Genomic DNA, 13429 nt, shown 5'->3' on the forward strand with positions numbered 1-13429 from the left:
CTTTCAATGTCTGCCACTCGTATAGCTCTGGTTCGCAAGATCGAGAGGTGCCGTGAAGAACGGCATCGAAGCTACGAGCTTATGAACGCCAACGAACCGGGAAGCCATGGAAGCCGCAATCTTCTCCGCAGACGGGACGCTGGATGCCTGCCGCTTCTCGCCCGGCGCAAGGTTGCCACGGTTCTTTCGATACGGCAGGACAATGAATTTCTCGGCGGTACTGAAGCCGTAGGGCACCCTTACGCGATCAATGAAACAATGTTTCGGTGGGCCGCACAAAAGGAAAGCCGTCGCACGCTAACGCCGACGAGCTCTCTTGATGGAGCGCTCACCAGGTCGGCCGTTAGATAGACTTTCCCGTTGCATTGCTCTCATCGGAACTGTCGTGCGATTCGTCGACCCCAAATGTTCCCGCATTGCTCTTTCTGCCTTGATCGGTAAGGCAGTAATGGACGCCGGGTGGCTCGACACATTAGGACCCAGTGCGGCATGAGCAATCTATTGAAGACGTCGGTTCCATATCAGCCGGCGTCGATCCGAGCAGGGCAGCTCCGCCCATATAAATCTCACATGATTTCTTACCCGCACTGACCGATCCGTCGTTGCAAATGAAGGTCAAGCCCTGGCAGTGATCGATGCTGCCTTTGTGGCCGCTACAGGGAGTGTTGGTCGCTTCAGCTCGCGTCGAAACTCCAAGAGCTACGGTTAAAGCAATAAGAACGGTGATCTGCAGAATCGGCTTGGACATTACATCCTCCCGATGAACCGAGCATTCATCGAAATCGCGTGAAAGTCGCCTCGCCGCGATCGGAAGCTCCTACAGCTTCACGTCCTTCCAAACCGGCTTGCGAATAATCCTGATCTGAACGAGCCGTCGCACGTTCATACCGACGAGCTCTTTCGATGGAGGGCTAACCAAGTCGGCGGTCAGGTAATCCTTCTTATTGCATTGCTCGCAGCGGAACTGCCGTGCGATGCGCCGAACCGAAATATTTCCGCATAGCTGCACCAAATCGACCGGGTCGTAGAAGCGCTTGATGCGACAGTGCGCGCAGGCGATTTTGACGTAGTACGAGCCGTTGGCATAGGACGATAGCGTGGACGCCGAAATGACATCCATTCGGCTTGCGGCTTTCTCTGGCATTTACTGGGTGGAAGGTTCGTTACTGCCGTAGGTTTCGGTCCAAGGAACCACGAACTCTTCGCACCACTGATCTATCGCTTCATCCGGCGTTGTTCCATCGAACCATTGCACCCTAGAAGGGATACCTTCGCCATTATAAAGAATGGCTGCAGTGCCGGCGGCCTCACACCAGGCGATTTCGAGCCAGTTTTTTGACGGGCCGGTGTTAACGACGCCGTTGAACGTCTCTTCTCCCTTGAAAAAATATTCAAACTTGTTGGCGGACTGCAGCCGGAAGATTTCTTGTCGCAGAAGGGGATGTGCTTCCTCATCTGTTTGTGGGCACAGGATGGTAAAATAGCCGTCGCGCAGATCGACAGTCGGCCACATTCCGATTTCCCGGAAATATCTCTCTCGCAGATACATATTCTCATCCTCCAAATGCCGTGGGCATGACGGCCCGCAGGTTTATCAGCTTCGGATTGGTTCGAGATGAGGCGCCGGCTCGTAAACCGGCGTGAAGCCTCTTGTAAAGCCGTGACACATGGCCGCTTCCGTCAATGCCAACTGCCCGCGAACGAATTGCAGCATGCCCAGGGCCGCGGCAATCGTTGCGCGCGCGTCACCGCCATATAGGGCAAGCGCCGCTTCAACCGGATCAAGTTCAGGTTCTTCAGTGGCGATCGGTTCGGCAGTCATAGTCACACGTCCTCATTCCGCCACATCGCTGCGGTGGTTCAAATTCAAATTTTCGGTCAATCTCAGGCGGCGTTCAGGTCGGCGATTTCGCCATGCTTTGCCAGCAGGCGCGGCGACGACATGTCGCCGGTCTCGTCCTCGACCATGACCGCATAAGCGGCAACGCCAACAAATCGGGAAGCCATGGAAGCCGCGATCTTCTCCGCGGACGGCCCGCTCGATGCCTGACGCATCTCGCCTGGTATTAGGTTGCCGCGGTTCTTTCGATACGGCAGGACAATAAATTTCTCGGCGGTACTCATGGCGTCTTCCTCAATTTGTTCTATAAATGTTCTCATTTGGGGGAAGAGTCAAGCTTAACAGGGAGCGACTAGAAGGTTTCCTTGATAGTGCAACTAAGGGTGTGCGAGAATTAGTCCGTAAAGCACTGGCGAGATCGATTTCATGAACGGCAAAGCAGAAACGAGGTCAGGTCACTGGTTTACTGGATACGATGCTTCTTCACAGGCAAGAATGACACTGCTTTGTCTGCCAGCTTTTCGAGCTTTTCCCATTCTGGCAGATCTTCCTCGGTCAAACGCTCCTGGATTGCCGCCAACATCCATCCCATTGCGGCAAAATCTTCCGTAGCCTTAAGGGCGTCGAATTTTTTGAGACACGCCTCGACAGCCGGTCGAGCTCTGGATTCAGCGCTATAGTCCGTGGCGATCAGCTGCTTCGCATCCAGAAAACCTTGGGCAATCCGCCGCTGATGTTCCTTATTGTGAAGGATCATTTTGAACGTGAACAGTAACGTCTCCAGCAAATGTCTGGCTTCATCGTCAGGGCCGTACATGCATGTCTCCCGTCCGTTTGCTCTTTGTAAGTGTATCTCCCTATAGGCTAAACGAGAATCCTCGAAAATTGAGGGGACGAGTGAAATGCCCCGGTATGCTATGGAAACGAGATGAGAATCATCCCTATTCCGGTTGCCGCCTTCACGTTTGCGAGCCCGGTCTATGCGGGACAGCTCGTCGAGGCGAAAATGATCATCTGCTTCACGCCGGCCGAACAGCGCGAGGGCAGGATCATCGACGCGATCGACCATGCGCGGTCATCTATCCGCGTCCAGACTTATGGGTACACGTCGCTTCCGATCATCCATGCGCTGCAATGGGCCGCGGGCTGGTGTGTTGAAGTCCTAGCCATCCTCGACAAAGCTAATGAACGCAAATATTCGGGCGCGACACTGCGAGCGCCTTGAAAACCTCGATGGTTTCTAACTCGTGAAGCGATGTCAGATTGGGAAGCCGGTAAGACGGGTTTAACATGTGCGACTTGATAAGTTAAAAAACTCGATTTGTTTAACATGTCCGTCGCAACGTGTTAAATCCGCATCCATGGTTGCTTGCCTGCGGCAATCCAAGATCTGAGTTAAATTCCAAGAAGCAGATTTGCTGGGTAGCGCCTTTAGCATGGCCCTATGATCATTTGTCATCGCAGTCAATCTGAGCCGACGACGTTTGCTGCGAGCATAAACATCATAACTATATGATAACACACATGTTTATGGCGGAGAGGGTGGGATTTGAACCCACGATGCCCTTGCAGGCATGCCGCATTTCGAGCGCGGTGCATTCGACCACTCTGCCACCTCTCCGGTTATGCTGGTCGGCGCGTTTCTCGGCGCGGGCTGTCTCATAGCGAGAGAAGGATAGGATGGCATACAATTTTGCGTCTGGGTCCGAGAAGTTCCTAGTGCCATGTGCCGACACTGTGGCTACTCCCGGACAATCTGTAACAGTGGCTCGAAACTGTAGAGAGCGGGGCGCCTGCCCGCGGCAGGTTCTAGTGTGCGAATAAGGCCGCGCTCCGCAAGGATGCGTGTAAAACGGTGCGCAGACGTCTCCGGAATCCCAGACTTCTTGGTGAACACATTATTCCTGAAGACTGGTCGCGAGAACAAGAAGTCCAATGCAGCTGTGCTCCATTGCGACGTTAGGATCTGCGGGAATTCGCGTTTCAAATCTTCATAGAGGTCTCGAATACGCTCAGCAGTTGCCAAGTTCTTCTGCGCTTGTTCTTCAAGGGCTTCCAAGAAAAAGACGATCCAATCTGTCCATGCTCCCGATTTCGAAACTTCCCGCATGCGGTCGATATATTCGTCTCTGCGATCCTCAAAGTAGCTACTGATATAGAAGTGCGGAGCCGAGATTGCTCTATATTTCCACAGCATGAGAGTAATGAGCATTCGGCCAATTCTGCCATTGCCATCCTTAAAGGGATGTAGTGCTTCAAATTCGAGATGCGCCACTGCCGTCTTAATCAAAATCTGCCAGTCATCAGATTCAATAAAAGCAAAGAGACGGTCCATCCCGTCTTGAAGCTGCTCCGGTCGCATCGGAACGAAATGCACCTTCCGGCGCAGGCGATCTGCTAGATAATTCTGTTCAGTTTTGAACTCTCCAGGCGAAAGATGCGCTCCTCTACCAAAGCCAAGCAGCACACGATGCGCGCTCTTGATTAGAAAACTGGAAAGCGGCGCTCCCTGCTCAATGCTGCGCTGGGCCGCGCCAAGCGCTCGGCTGTAAAGGAATACCTCAATAGCCTCATTACGATAATGGCCTCCGGCCTCATCACCGCTTTCCTCTTGGTCGGCTTCATATCGTAACACTTCGTCCAATGTGCTGACAGTGCCTTCCATACGAGACGACACCACCGCTTCCTGGTTCCGCAGCGGAGCAAGCAATATCTCGCTGTTGTGCATACCCTTCAGCATCTGATCGTAACGCGCCAAAGCCGCCGATGCAGATGCGATCGGCATTATCAGGCGATTGGCGTCAATCTTATTAGGCGGAAACTCATCATAGTGATATTCCACTGCTTCTGACAAATCTAAGCCGGAACGCTCAACCATTTGATTTCCAATTTCCCTATTTTTTGACATACAAATGTGGTTGCCTGTCTCATGCAGGAAGCAACCAAGCTTGTCCACCAAAAAATGCGATTTTTGGAAGTCTACCCCTCTTGGCTCTCACCGATAAGAGTCCAAAGACATTGAATTCCAAAAATCAGCTTTTTTGAAAGTCAACGCGATTTGAGTGCCACGGAGGAGATACAAACAGCTTTCTCTTCCATTTTTGCTCAATTCCGGAATTCAACTGACGAAAAATCCCATGGTTTTGGCAACTGCGCAGCTCTCCACCACAGCGGTTACGCGAATCTCCGCGCAGCGAACTGCCAATCGGTTCGGCCCACGATCCTACAAAATATCGCTGGTTAGCATGATGAATCGCAACAAGCGAACGTAACGCGGTTGCCGGCTCAACGATCATTTATCCCGGTAGATACGCGACTTGGACGCATACGCCATAATGAGAAAGCTTGGAGGAGTTCTAGGCATCAAGGCCCAAAATGGCGGAGAGGGTGGGATTTGAACCCACGATGCCCTTGCAGGCATGCCGCATTTCGAGTGCGGTGCATTCGACCACTCTGCCACCTCTCCGGTTATGCTGGTCGGCGCGTTTGAGCGCGGAGGGCTACATAGCGACAGTCGGGGGGGATGGCAAGGGCGAATATGAAAGCTTTTCATCCTTTTGCCTTGACAGATTAGGGGCGCTTATATATCCCGTGCGGCGCAATAGGTGTGGATAAGTCCGCGCCTTGGCAGCCCCGCTTTGCGCGGGGTTTCACCGGCAGATCTTTTCGAGGACCTCAAGCCTTTGGAATCCCTGCTAAGTTTCGACTGATAAAAAGACGGCCGCTCGTCCTTAATGGCGAGAGAGCCGGAACGAACATGAAAGGATAAAAAATGTTCGCAGTCATCAAGACCGGCGGTAAGCAGTACCGTGTGGCAGCCAACGACGTGCTGACCATCGAGAAGCTCGAAGTCACCGCCGGCGGCACCGTAGAATTCACCGAAGTCCTCGTTATCGGCGAAGGCGCCGACGCTGCGATTGGTGCTCCCTTCGTCAAGGGCGCTTCCGTCAAGGCCGAAGTGGTCGAGCACAACCGCGGCAAGAAGGTCATCGCCTTCAAGAAGCGCCGTCGTCAGAACTCGAAGCGTTCGCGCGGCCATCGCCAGCATCACACGGTCGTCCGCATCACGGACATCGTGGCTGCCAAGTAAGTAACGGGATCAAGGTTTAAAGGAGAACTCCAATGGCACACAAAAAAGCTGGCGGTTCCTCGCGCAACGGTCGCGATTCCGAATCCAAGCGCCTTGGCGTGAAGAAGTTCGGCGGCGAAGCCGTCATCGCAGGCAACATTATCGTGCGTCAGCGCGGCACGCAGTGGCACCCGGGTTCCAACGTTGGCCTCGGCAAGGATCACACGATTTTTGCGCTTACGGCGGGCAACGTGAACTATCGTACGAAGGCCAATGGCCGCGTGTACGTGTCTGTAATGCCGAAAGCGGAAGCAGCGGAATAAGCCGGTAGCGCTCTAAAACAGCCGGCGTCTCATCGACCCGGCTGACGCTACAAGGTTCAGTCAAGAAAAAAGGGGAGATGGGGCGCCATCTCCCCTTTTTCTTTACCCTCAACCAAGGAGGACTGAACCATGCAAGGCGAATTGTTAAGGGAAGACCAATCAAGGTCTCCCGAAGAACGGCTGAGGCCGGATAGGTTAAGGACCGATTGCCCCGTCTTACTGTCGGAAAGGCTCGTTCTACGCGCGCCCCACGAAGAAGACATCGACGCCCTTGCCCATCTCGCCAACAACGCCAACGTCGCCACTATGGTATCGCGTATGCCGCACCCGTATACGACCAATGATGCCGCCGATTTCGTGCGACGCACGAAGCTTGGCGAGATTGGCAAGTGCGTCTATGCGATTACCAAAGCCGACAACGGCGCCTTTCTCGGTTGCTGCGGGGTCGAGCCCACGGGCGATCCCAACACCGTCGAGATCGGCTACTGGCTGGGCGAACCCTACTGGAACCAGGGCTATACGACCGAAGCCGCCCATGCCCTCGTCGACATGGTCTTCCGCACCCGCGAAAACGTCGCCCAAATCGACGCCCGTTGCCGGGTCATGAACGTCGCATCCAGGCGCGTCGTCCAGAAGTGCGGCTTCCAGTTCCAGGGATCCGGCCTTGCCGCTTCGCTGGCGCTCGGCAGCACCGTGCCGGTCGAATGGTACAGGCTCGACCGCAAGACCTGGATGTCGTTGCGCAGCTGGGGAGGCATGAGATGAACGCTCTCGCCCTCACCCGCCGCGATGCCAGAATGCTGATGCCCGGCCCGGCGCCGGTCATCCAGACCGGCCGACTGACGCTGCGCCCGCACCGGCTCAGCGACGCCGATATGATCGCGGAATCGCTTTCCGATTTCGCCGTTACCCGCATGCTGGCCCGCGTGCCCGCGCCCTATGACCGGCAGGATGCGCTCGACTGGTTGGTCCAGCACACCTCCGGCCTCGGCCTTGACTGGCAGCTGGCCATCACTGAGCGGGATGATGCCCATATCGGCTGCGTCGGTATCGAGCTCCGCCACGGCCGCTGGCACCTCGGTTACTGGCTGAACCGCTACTACTGGCGGCAAGGCATCATGACCGAAGCGGTCAAGGCTGCGCTCGAACGCTTTGCCCGCCGCATGCCCGAAGTCGCCGTCCATTCCGGCGCCTTCGCCGACAATCCGGCGTCGCTCAAGCTGCAGCAGAAGCTCGGCTTCGAGATCACCGGATGCTCGGAGATCTACAGCTTTGCCCGCAACACCATGGTTCCGCATATCGAAACCGTGCTGATGCCGGGCGCGCTGCGGCTCTCGCAGGCAGCGTGAAGCCTTGAAAACCCGCTATCGCCGGCCCGGCCGGCGGTAGCGTTACACCAATCGCGTTGTTCTTGATGTTATGACACGTCGGCTGCACGATATTCTTTGACCTCAGCCCGAAGCGCCTATATCGAAGGCGACATGACGGGTAAATGGCCAGCCGATGCGTCCCCATGAATGCGCAAAGGGCGGCTGAAATCGATAAAGAGCGCATAGGCTTTTCCGAATCCATTCGATCCGAAGGGATATGCGCCGACACCGGGTGACGGACGTAAGATGAAATTTCTCGATGAAGCAAAAGTCTATATTCGCTCAGGCGACGGCGGCGCGGGCAGCGTCTCTTTCCGACGCGAGAAATTCATCGAGTTCGGCGGACCGGACGGCGGCGATGGCGGTCGCGGCGGCGATGTGTGGGTTGAGGCCGTCAACGGCCTCAACACGCTGATCGACTTCCGCTATCAGCAGCATTTCAAGGCCACCATCGGCACGCATGGCATGGGCCGGAACCGCGCCGGCGCCAAGGGCGAAGACGTGACGCTGAAGGTGCCCGTCGGCACGCAGATCTTCGAGGAAGACGGCGAAACCCTGATCTGCGACATCACCCGGGAAGGCCAACGCTTCCGTCTCGCCGCCGGCGGCAATGGCGGCTTCGGCAACGCCTATTTCAAATCGTCAGTCAACCAGGCACCGGACTGGGCCAATCCCGGCCTGCCGGGCGAGGAAAAGACCGTATGGCTGCGGTTGAAACTGATTGCCGATGCCGGTCTCGTCGGCCTGCCGAATGCCGGCAAGTCGACGTTCCTCGCCGCCGTCAGCCGTGCGCGGCCGAAGATTGCCAACTATCCGTTCACAACACTGCATCCCAATCTCGGTGTTGCCACCATCGACGGCCAGGAATTCATCCTGGCCGACATTCCCGGCCTGATCGAAGGCGCGCATGAAGGTGTGGGCATCGGCGACCGCTTCCTCGGCCATGTCGAGCGCACCCGCGTGCTGCTGCATCTGGTCTCCGCTCAGGAAGAGAAGGTCGGCAAGGCCTACAAGACTGTGAAGCACGAGCTTGAGGCTTACGGCAACAGCATTCCCGACAAGCCTGAAATCGTCGCTCTCTCGCAAATCGACGTGGTGGACGAAGAGACGCTGAAGAAGAAGACGCGTGAGCTGGCGCGCGCCTGCGGCAAGACGCCCTTCCAGATCTCCGCCGTCACCGGCCGTGGCATGACGGAAGTGCTGCGTGCGCTGCGCGACGTTATCGTCGAAGCCAACATGGGCGAGGCCGACAGGCCGGCGAAAGCACCAAAGGTACGCCATCGCGACCTGCAGAGCTCCGACGATGCGGACGAGGACCAGCAGGGATGACTGCCCGCAAGCCGCTCGACCGCTATCGTCGCATCGTCATCAAGATCGGCTCCGCCCTCCTGGTCGATCGCAAGACCGGCTTGAAGAAATCCTGGCTCGACGGCATGTGCGCGGATATCGCTGCATTGAAGGCCAAGGGCATCGATGTTCTGGTCGTCTCCTCGGGCGCGATTGCGCTTGGCCGCTCCGTGCTCGATCTGCCCTCCGGTGCGCTGAAGCTGGAGGAAAGCCAGGCGGCGGCGGCCGTGGGCCAGATTGCGCTTTCCCGCGCCTGGTCGGAGAGCCTGTCGCATGACGATATCGTTGCCGGCCAGATCCTGCTGACACTCGGCGACACGGAAGAGCGCCGCCGTTACCTCAACGCGCGCGCCACCATCAACCAGCTTCTGAAGATCGGCGCTGTGCCGATCATCAACGAGAACGACACGGTCGCCACAAGCGAAATCCGCTATGGCGACAATGATCGCCTCGCCGCCCGCGTCGCCACCATGACCGGCGCCGATCTCCTGGTACTACTGTCAGACATCGACGGGCTCTATACCGCTCCGCCGCATCTGGATCCGCAGGCGAAATTCCTCGATACGATCGCGGATATCACGCCCGAGATCGAAGCCATGGCCGGCGGCGCCGCTTCCGAACTGTCGCGCGGCGGCATGCGCACCAAGATCGATGCCGGCAAGATTGCGACCGGCGCCGGCTGCGCCATGATCATCGCCTCCGGCAAGACCGACCGCCCGTTGAACGCGATCGAGAACGGCGCGCGCTCGTCCTGGTTCGCGCCCTCGGGCACGCCCGTGACAGCCCGCAAGACCTGGATCGCCGGACAGCTGCAGCCGGCTGGCGAACTGCATGTCGACGATGGCGCCGTCACGGCGCTTGGCGCCGGCAAGAGCCTGCTACCGGCCGGCGTCCGCAAGGTTATCGGCCATTTCGGCCGCGGCGATACGGTTGCCGTCATCGGACCTTCGGGCCGCGAGATCGCGCGTGGCCTTGCCGGCTATGACGCCGAAGAGGCCCGCCAGATCACCGGCCGCAAATCGGCTGAGATCGCGGCGATCCTCGGCTATGCCGGCCGCGCCGCCATGGTGCATCGCGACGACCTCGTCATGACCGCGTCCGTCAAGACGAAGGCCGAGAAGTTGAAGAAGGATGAAGCTCATGCTTGATAGCGTCGCACAAAGCCCCGACATCGATGCGCTGATGAACGATATCGGTCGCAAGGCCCGGGCTGCGTCGCGACCGTTGGCCTTCGCTGCCACGGAGAGCAAGAATAAGGCGTTGAACGCAATGGCGGACGCCATTCTGGCCCGCAAGGATCATATCCTATCTGAAAACGCTAGGGATCTGAAGGACGTCGAGGGCACGGACATGCTCGCCTCCTTCGTCGATCGCCTGACATTGAACGACAAACGCGTTGCCGAGATGGCCGAAGGCATTCGCGCCATCGCTGCCCTCGCCGATCCGGTGGGTGAAGTCATCGCCGCCTGGGATCGCCCGAACGGCCTCAAAATCGAGCGCGTTCGCACGCCACTCGGCGTCATCGGCGTCATCTTCGAAAGCCGGCCGAACGTAACGGCCGATGCCGGCGCGCTGTGCCTGAAGGCCGGCAATGCCGTTATCCTTCGCTGCGGCAGCGATTCGCGCCGCTCGTCACAGGCCATTCATGATTGCCTGGTCGAAGGGTTGAAGGCGGCTGGCCTGCCGGAATATGCCATCCAGCTCGTGCCCGTCAGCGATCGCGCCGCGGTCGGCGCCATGCTGCGCGGCCTCGAAGGCAATATCGACGTCATAGTGCCGCGCGGCGGCAAGAGCCTCGTCGCCCGCGTCCAGACCGAGGCACGCGTGCCGGTCTTTGCCCATCTCGAAGGTCTCTGCCATATCTACGTCGATGCCTCGGCCGATCTCGACATGGCGAAATCCATCGTCGTCAACGCCAAGATGCGCCGCACGGGCATCTGCGGTGCCGCCGAAACGCTGCTGGTTGATTCGAAGGTCGCTTCCACCCATCTGAAGCCGCTGCTCGACGGGCTGTCAGCGGCGGGCTGCGAAATCCGTGGCTCCGCCGATGTGCTCAAGCTTGAGCCCGGCCTGAAGGCGGCAACTGAAGAGGATTGGACGACGGAATATCTGGCCGCGATCATCTCGGTCGCGCTGGTCGACGGCATTTCCGGTGCAATTGACCATATCGGCAGATATTCGTCGAACCATACCGAAGCCGTGATCGCCGAGGATGCTGCGGTCGTCGAACGCTTCTTCACCGAGATCGACTCGGCGATCCTGCTACACAATGCCTCGACACAATTTGCCGATGGCGGCGAGTTCGGCATGGGCGCAGAAATCGGTATCGCCACCGGCAAGATGCACGCGCGCGGGCCAGTGGGCGTCGAGCAGCTCACCTCCTTCAAATATCGCGTACGCGGCACCGGACAGATACGGCCCTGACGTGCTGAAGGAAGAGATCGATCAACACTATCTGCGCATGCCTCATGCCGAGCGCGGCATGGTGGTCGGTCTTTTCGGTGGCTCCTTCAATCCACCGCATGAAGGCCACGCACTCGTGGCCGAGATCGCTATCCGCCGGCTCGGCCTGGATCAGCTCTGGTGGATGGTGACGCCGGGCAACCCGCTGAAGAGCCGCAATCATCTGGCGCCGCTCGCCGAGCGCATCTCGCTCAGCGAGATGATCGCCCACGATCCGCGCATTAAGGTGACCGCCTTCGAGCAGACGCTGGGCATGAGCTATACGGCCAATACGCTTGCGCGCGTGAAGGCACGCAACAGTCATGTCCATTTTATCTGGATCATGGGTGCCGACAGCTTGAATACATTCCATCGCTGGCAGAAATGGCAGGAAATCGCCCGGACATTTCCGATCGCCGTTATCGACCGGCCGGGATCGACGCTATCCTATCTCTCGGCCAAAATGGCCAAGACGTTCCATTATGCACGCGTCGACGAGGATGACGCCCGCGTGCTCTGGAAGAAGCGGGCGCCGGCCTGGACCTTCATCCACGGACCACGCTCGGCGCTCAGCTCGACAGCCTTGCGCGCCGCACAGTAATTCCACCAATTTTTTTGGGAAAATCTGGAAAATAAAAAGCCCGACGCGGGAGGAGGATGCGTCGGGCTTTTGAACCTGATCAGCAACTGGGAGGAGGAGAGTTGCTGATCCATATCGAACGGCATTGGGAGGAGGAGATCGCCGTTTCGATGCTTATGTTCTAGCAGATTTCACCGATTGATAAATGGCTGATTGCGCAATGCAGCAATGCACCGGCAGCATAGCTATGAAAATTTTCTGCCCAAAAAACGCTTCTTTTGCGAATTCCCCGCCGTTTGATTTTCATCATCGAAATGAACTCGGCGAAAGAATGGCACAGGATCCCACGATTCGTAACGTTACGTCTTGTTTCGTGAGCGTTCGCCAATTCGCTGGGCGAATACAGACATGCATTTTTGCAATGCTCCAAGCCGCTCCTATGCGCTGCGCCACTGAAAATCCATAGAATTCGTAGCGTTACACCGCAATATCGCGATATATTTTTATAAATACATCCCTAGCCAAGCTTCGCGCGTCGTTATATCAGTCAAAATATGTCGATACCTTTGGAGAGAATAAAATGGCCACCAGCCGACGCCGATGGATCAAGCTTGCAACCGCCGCCCTTTCCGCTGCATGGCTGAGTCTTTCGACCGCACCAGCGCCGGCATTCGCCGCCGACAAGATCGTGGTTTTTGCCGCCGCCAGCATGAAAAACGCGCTTGATAATGTCGATGCAGCCTTTACCGCGGAAACCGGCAAGGAAGTTACCGTCTCCTATGCCGCAAGCGGTCCGCTCGCCAAGCAGCTTGAAAATGGCGCACCGGCCGATGTCTTCATCTCCGCCGACACCAACTGGATGGATTACGTCGCAGGCAAGAAGTTGATTAAGGATGACAGCCGCGTCAACCTCCTCGGCAACAAGCTCGTTCTCGTTGCCGCCAAGGACAAGGCAAAGCCGGTAGAGATCAAGCAGGGCATGGATCTAGCCGGCCTGCTCGGCGATGGCCGCCTGGCGATCGGCCAGCCGGAATCGGTCCCTGCCGGCAAATACGGCAAGAGCGCGCTGGAAAAGCTCGGCGTCTGGGCATCAGTGGAAAAGAAGGTCGCTGGCGCCGAAAGCGTGCGCGCCGCGCTCGCCCTCGTTTCACGCGGCGAAGCGCCCTATGGCATCGTCTACCAGACCGATGTCTCGGCCGATCCGGGCGTTGCCGTCGTCGGCACTTTCCCGGCAGACAGCCACCCGCTGATCGTCTACCCCTTCGCCATCACCAGCAGCAGCAAGAACTCGGATGTACTGGCCTATTTCGACTACCTGAAATCGGCTAAGGCTGTTCCGTTCTTCGAGCATGAGGGCTTCACGATCCTGAAGCGGTGAGCATTGTCACTGCAATCGGGCACGAACGTTCAGCCATCGGGCTCGCCGACCCGTGGCGAGCCTGAGACGTTTTAAGGGGC

General features: G+C 57.7%; 17 protein-coding genes and 2 tRNA genes. 10 read left to right on the forward strand and 9 right to left on the reverse strand.

Features of this window, described 5'->3' with window-relative positions; all coding sequences use genetic code 11:
• Window positions 1-3: 3 nt before the first annotated feature.
• The 6 genes from HGP12_RS34870 to HGP12_RS25685 all read right to left on the reverse strand — a co-directional run bounded on the left by HGP12_RS34870 (window position 4) and on the right by HGP12_RS25685 (window position 2657).
• A complete protein-coding gene (locus HGP12_RS34870; protein WP_409526854.1) occupies window positions 4-237 on the reverse strand; it encodes a hypothetical protein in 234 nt (77 codons plus the stop codon).
• A gap of 580 nt (window positions 238-817) precedes the next feature.
• Complete coding sequence (locus tag HGP12_RS25665) at window positions 818-1120, reverse strand: hypothetical protein (protein ID WP_168841966.1); 303 nt, start codon at window positions 1118-1120, stop codon at window positions 818-820.
• A 24-nt stretch (window positions 1121-1144) separates the two neighbouring features.
• On the reverse strand, window positions 1145-1513 hold the full coding sequence (locus HGP12_RS25670; protein WP_168841965.1) for a hypothetical protein: 369 nt from the start codon (window positions 1511-1513) through the stop codon (window positions 1145-1147).
• Window positions 1514-1594: 81 nt separating this feature from the next.
• Window positions 1595-1822, reverse strand: coding sequence for a hypothetical protein (locus HGP12_RS25675; protein WP_168841964.1), 228 nt, complete (start codon window positions 1820-1822; stop codon window positions 1595-1597).
• Window positions 1823-1884: 62 nt separating this feature from the next.
• Entirely contained in the window at window positions 1885-2124 is a 240-nt protein-coding gene (locus HGP12_RS25680) for a hypothetical protein (RefSeq protein WP_168841963.1), read from the reverse strand.
• A 179-nt stretch (window positions 2125-2303) separates the two neighbouring features.
• On the reverse strand, window positions 2304-2657 hold the full coding sequence (locus HGP12_RS25685) for a hypothetical protein (protein WP_168841962.1): 354 nt from the start codon (window positions 2655-2657) through the stop codon (window positions 2304-2306).
• 111 nt (window positions 2658-2768) lie between these two features.
• Between HGP12_RS25685 and HGP12_RS25690 the strand changes: the two genes are divergently transcribed.
• Entirely contained in the window at window positions 2769-3065 is a 297-nt protein-coding gene (locus HGP12_RS25690) for a hypothetical protein (protein WP_168841961.1), read from the forward strand.
• A gap of 306 nt (window positions 3066-3371) precedes the next feature.
• On the opposite strand, the gene HGP12_RS25695 is transcribed toward HGP12_RS25690, so the two are convergent.
• The 3 genes from HGP12_RS25695 to HGP12_RS25705 form a co-directional block, all read right to left on the reverse strand.
• Window positions 3372-3461 (reverse strand) — tRNA-Ser (locus HGP12_RS25695).
• A gap of 120 nt (window positions 3462-3581) precedes the next feature.
• Entirely contained in the window at window positions 3582-4718 is a 1137-nt protein-coding gene (locus HGP12_RS25700) for a Fic family protein (protein WP_168841960.1), read from the reverse strand.
• Between the two features lie 498 nt (window positions 4719-5216).
• Window positions 5217-5306, reverse strand: a tRNA-Ser gene (locus HGP12_RS25705).
• 306 nt (window positions 5307-5612) lie between these two features.
• On the opposite strand from HGP12_RS25705, the gene rplU reads away from it, so the two are divergent.
• The 9 genes from rplU to modA all read left to right on the forward strand — a co-directional run bounded on the left by rplU (window position 5613) and on the right by modA (window position 13349).
• Window positions 5613-5930 carry a 50S ribosomal protein L21 gene (gene rplU / locus HGP12_RS25710; RefSeq protein WP_004127263.1) on the forward strand — a complete coding sequence of 106 codons (318 nt, stop codon included), beginning with the start codon at window positions 5613-5615 and terminating at the stop codon, window positions 5928-5930.
• 32 nt (window positions 5931-5962) lie between these two features.
• Window positions 5963-6232: a 50S ribosomal protein L27 gene (gene rpmA / locus HGP12_RS25715; protein WP_004127267.1), complete on the forward strand. Its 270-nt coding sequence runs from the start codon at window positions 5963-5965 to the stop codon at window positions 6230-6232.
• A 129-nt stretch (window positions 6233-6361) separates the two neighbouring features.
• Window positions 6362-6997 (forward strand): GNAT family N-acetyltransferase, encoded by a 636-nt coding sequence (locus HGP12_RS25720; protein ID WP_149637926.1) that lies wholly within the window; start codon window positions 6362-6364, stop codon window positions 6995-6997.
• The gene (locus HGP12_RS25725) at window positions 6994-7581 is read left to right on the forward strand and encodes a GNAT family N-acetyltransferase (protein WP_168841959.1); all 588 of its coding nucleotides are present in this window, start codon (window positions 6994-6996) and stop codon (window positions 7579-7581) included. The genes HGP12_RS25720 and HGP12_RS25725 overlap by 4 nt, the downstream gene beginning before the upstream one ends.
• A 267-nt stretch (window positions 7582-7848) precedes the next feature.
• The gene (gene obgE, locus HGP12_RS25730) at window positions 7849-8931 is read left to right on the forward strand and encodes a GTPase ObgE (RefSeq protein ID WP_168879642.1); all 1083 of its coding nucleotides are present in this window, start codon (window positions 7849-7851) and stop codon (window positions 8929-8931) included.
• Complete coding sequence (gene proB, locus HGP12_RS25735) at window positions 8928-10097, forward strand: glutamate 5-kinase (RefSeq protein ID WP_168879643.1); 1170 nt, start codon at window positions 8928-8930, stop codon at window positions 10095-10097. The genes obgE and proB overlap by 4 nt, the downstream gene beginning before the upstream one ends.
• On the forward strand, window positions 10090-11373 hold the full coding sequence (locus HGP12_RS25740) for a glutamate-5-semialdehyde dehydrogenase (RefSeq protein ID WP_168879644.1): 1284 nt from the start codon (window positions 10090-10092) through the stop codon (window positions 11371-11373). Before proB ends, HGP12_RS25740 begins: the two co-directional genes overlap by 8 nt.
• 37 nt (window positions 11374-11410) lie before the next feature.
• Window positions 11411-11992: a nicotinate-nucleotide adenylyltransferase gene (locus tag HGP12_RS25745; RefSeq protein WP_246703535.1), complete on the forward strand. Its 582-nt coding sequence runs from the start codon at window positions 11411-11413 to the stop codon at window positions 11990-11992.
• 559 nt (window positions 11993-12551) lie between these two features.
• Window positions 12552-13349 carry a molybdate ABC transporter substrate-binding protein gene (modA, locus tag HGP12_RS25750; RefSeq protein ID WP_168841954.1) on the forward strand — a complete coding sequence of 266 codons (798 nt, stop codon included), beginning with the start codon at window positions 12552-12554 and terminating at the stop codon, window positions 13347-13349.
• Window positions 13350-13429 lie beyond the last annotated feature (80 nt).

Source organism: Rhizobium sp. P28RR-XV (assembly GCF_012641385.1).
Lineage (GTDB): Bacteria > Pseudomonadota > Alphaproteobacteria > Rhizobiales > Rhizobiaceae > Rhizobium.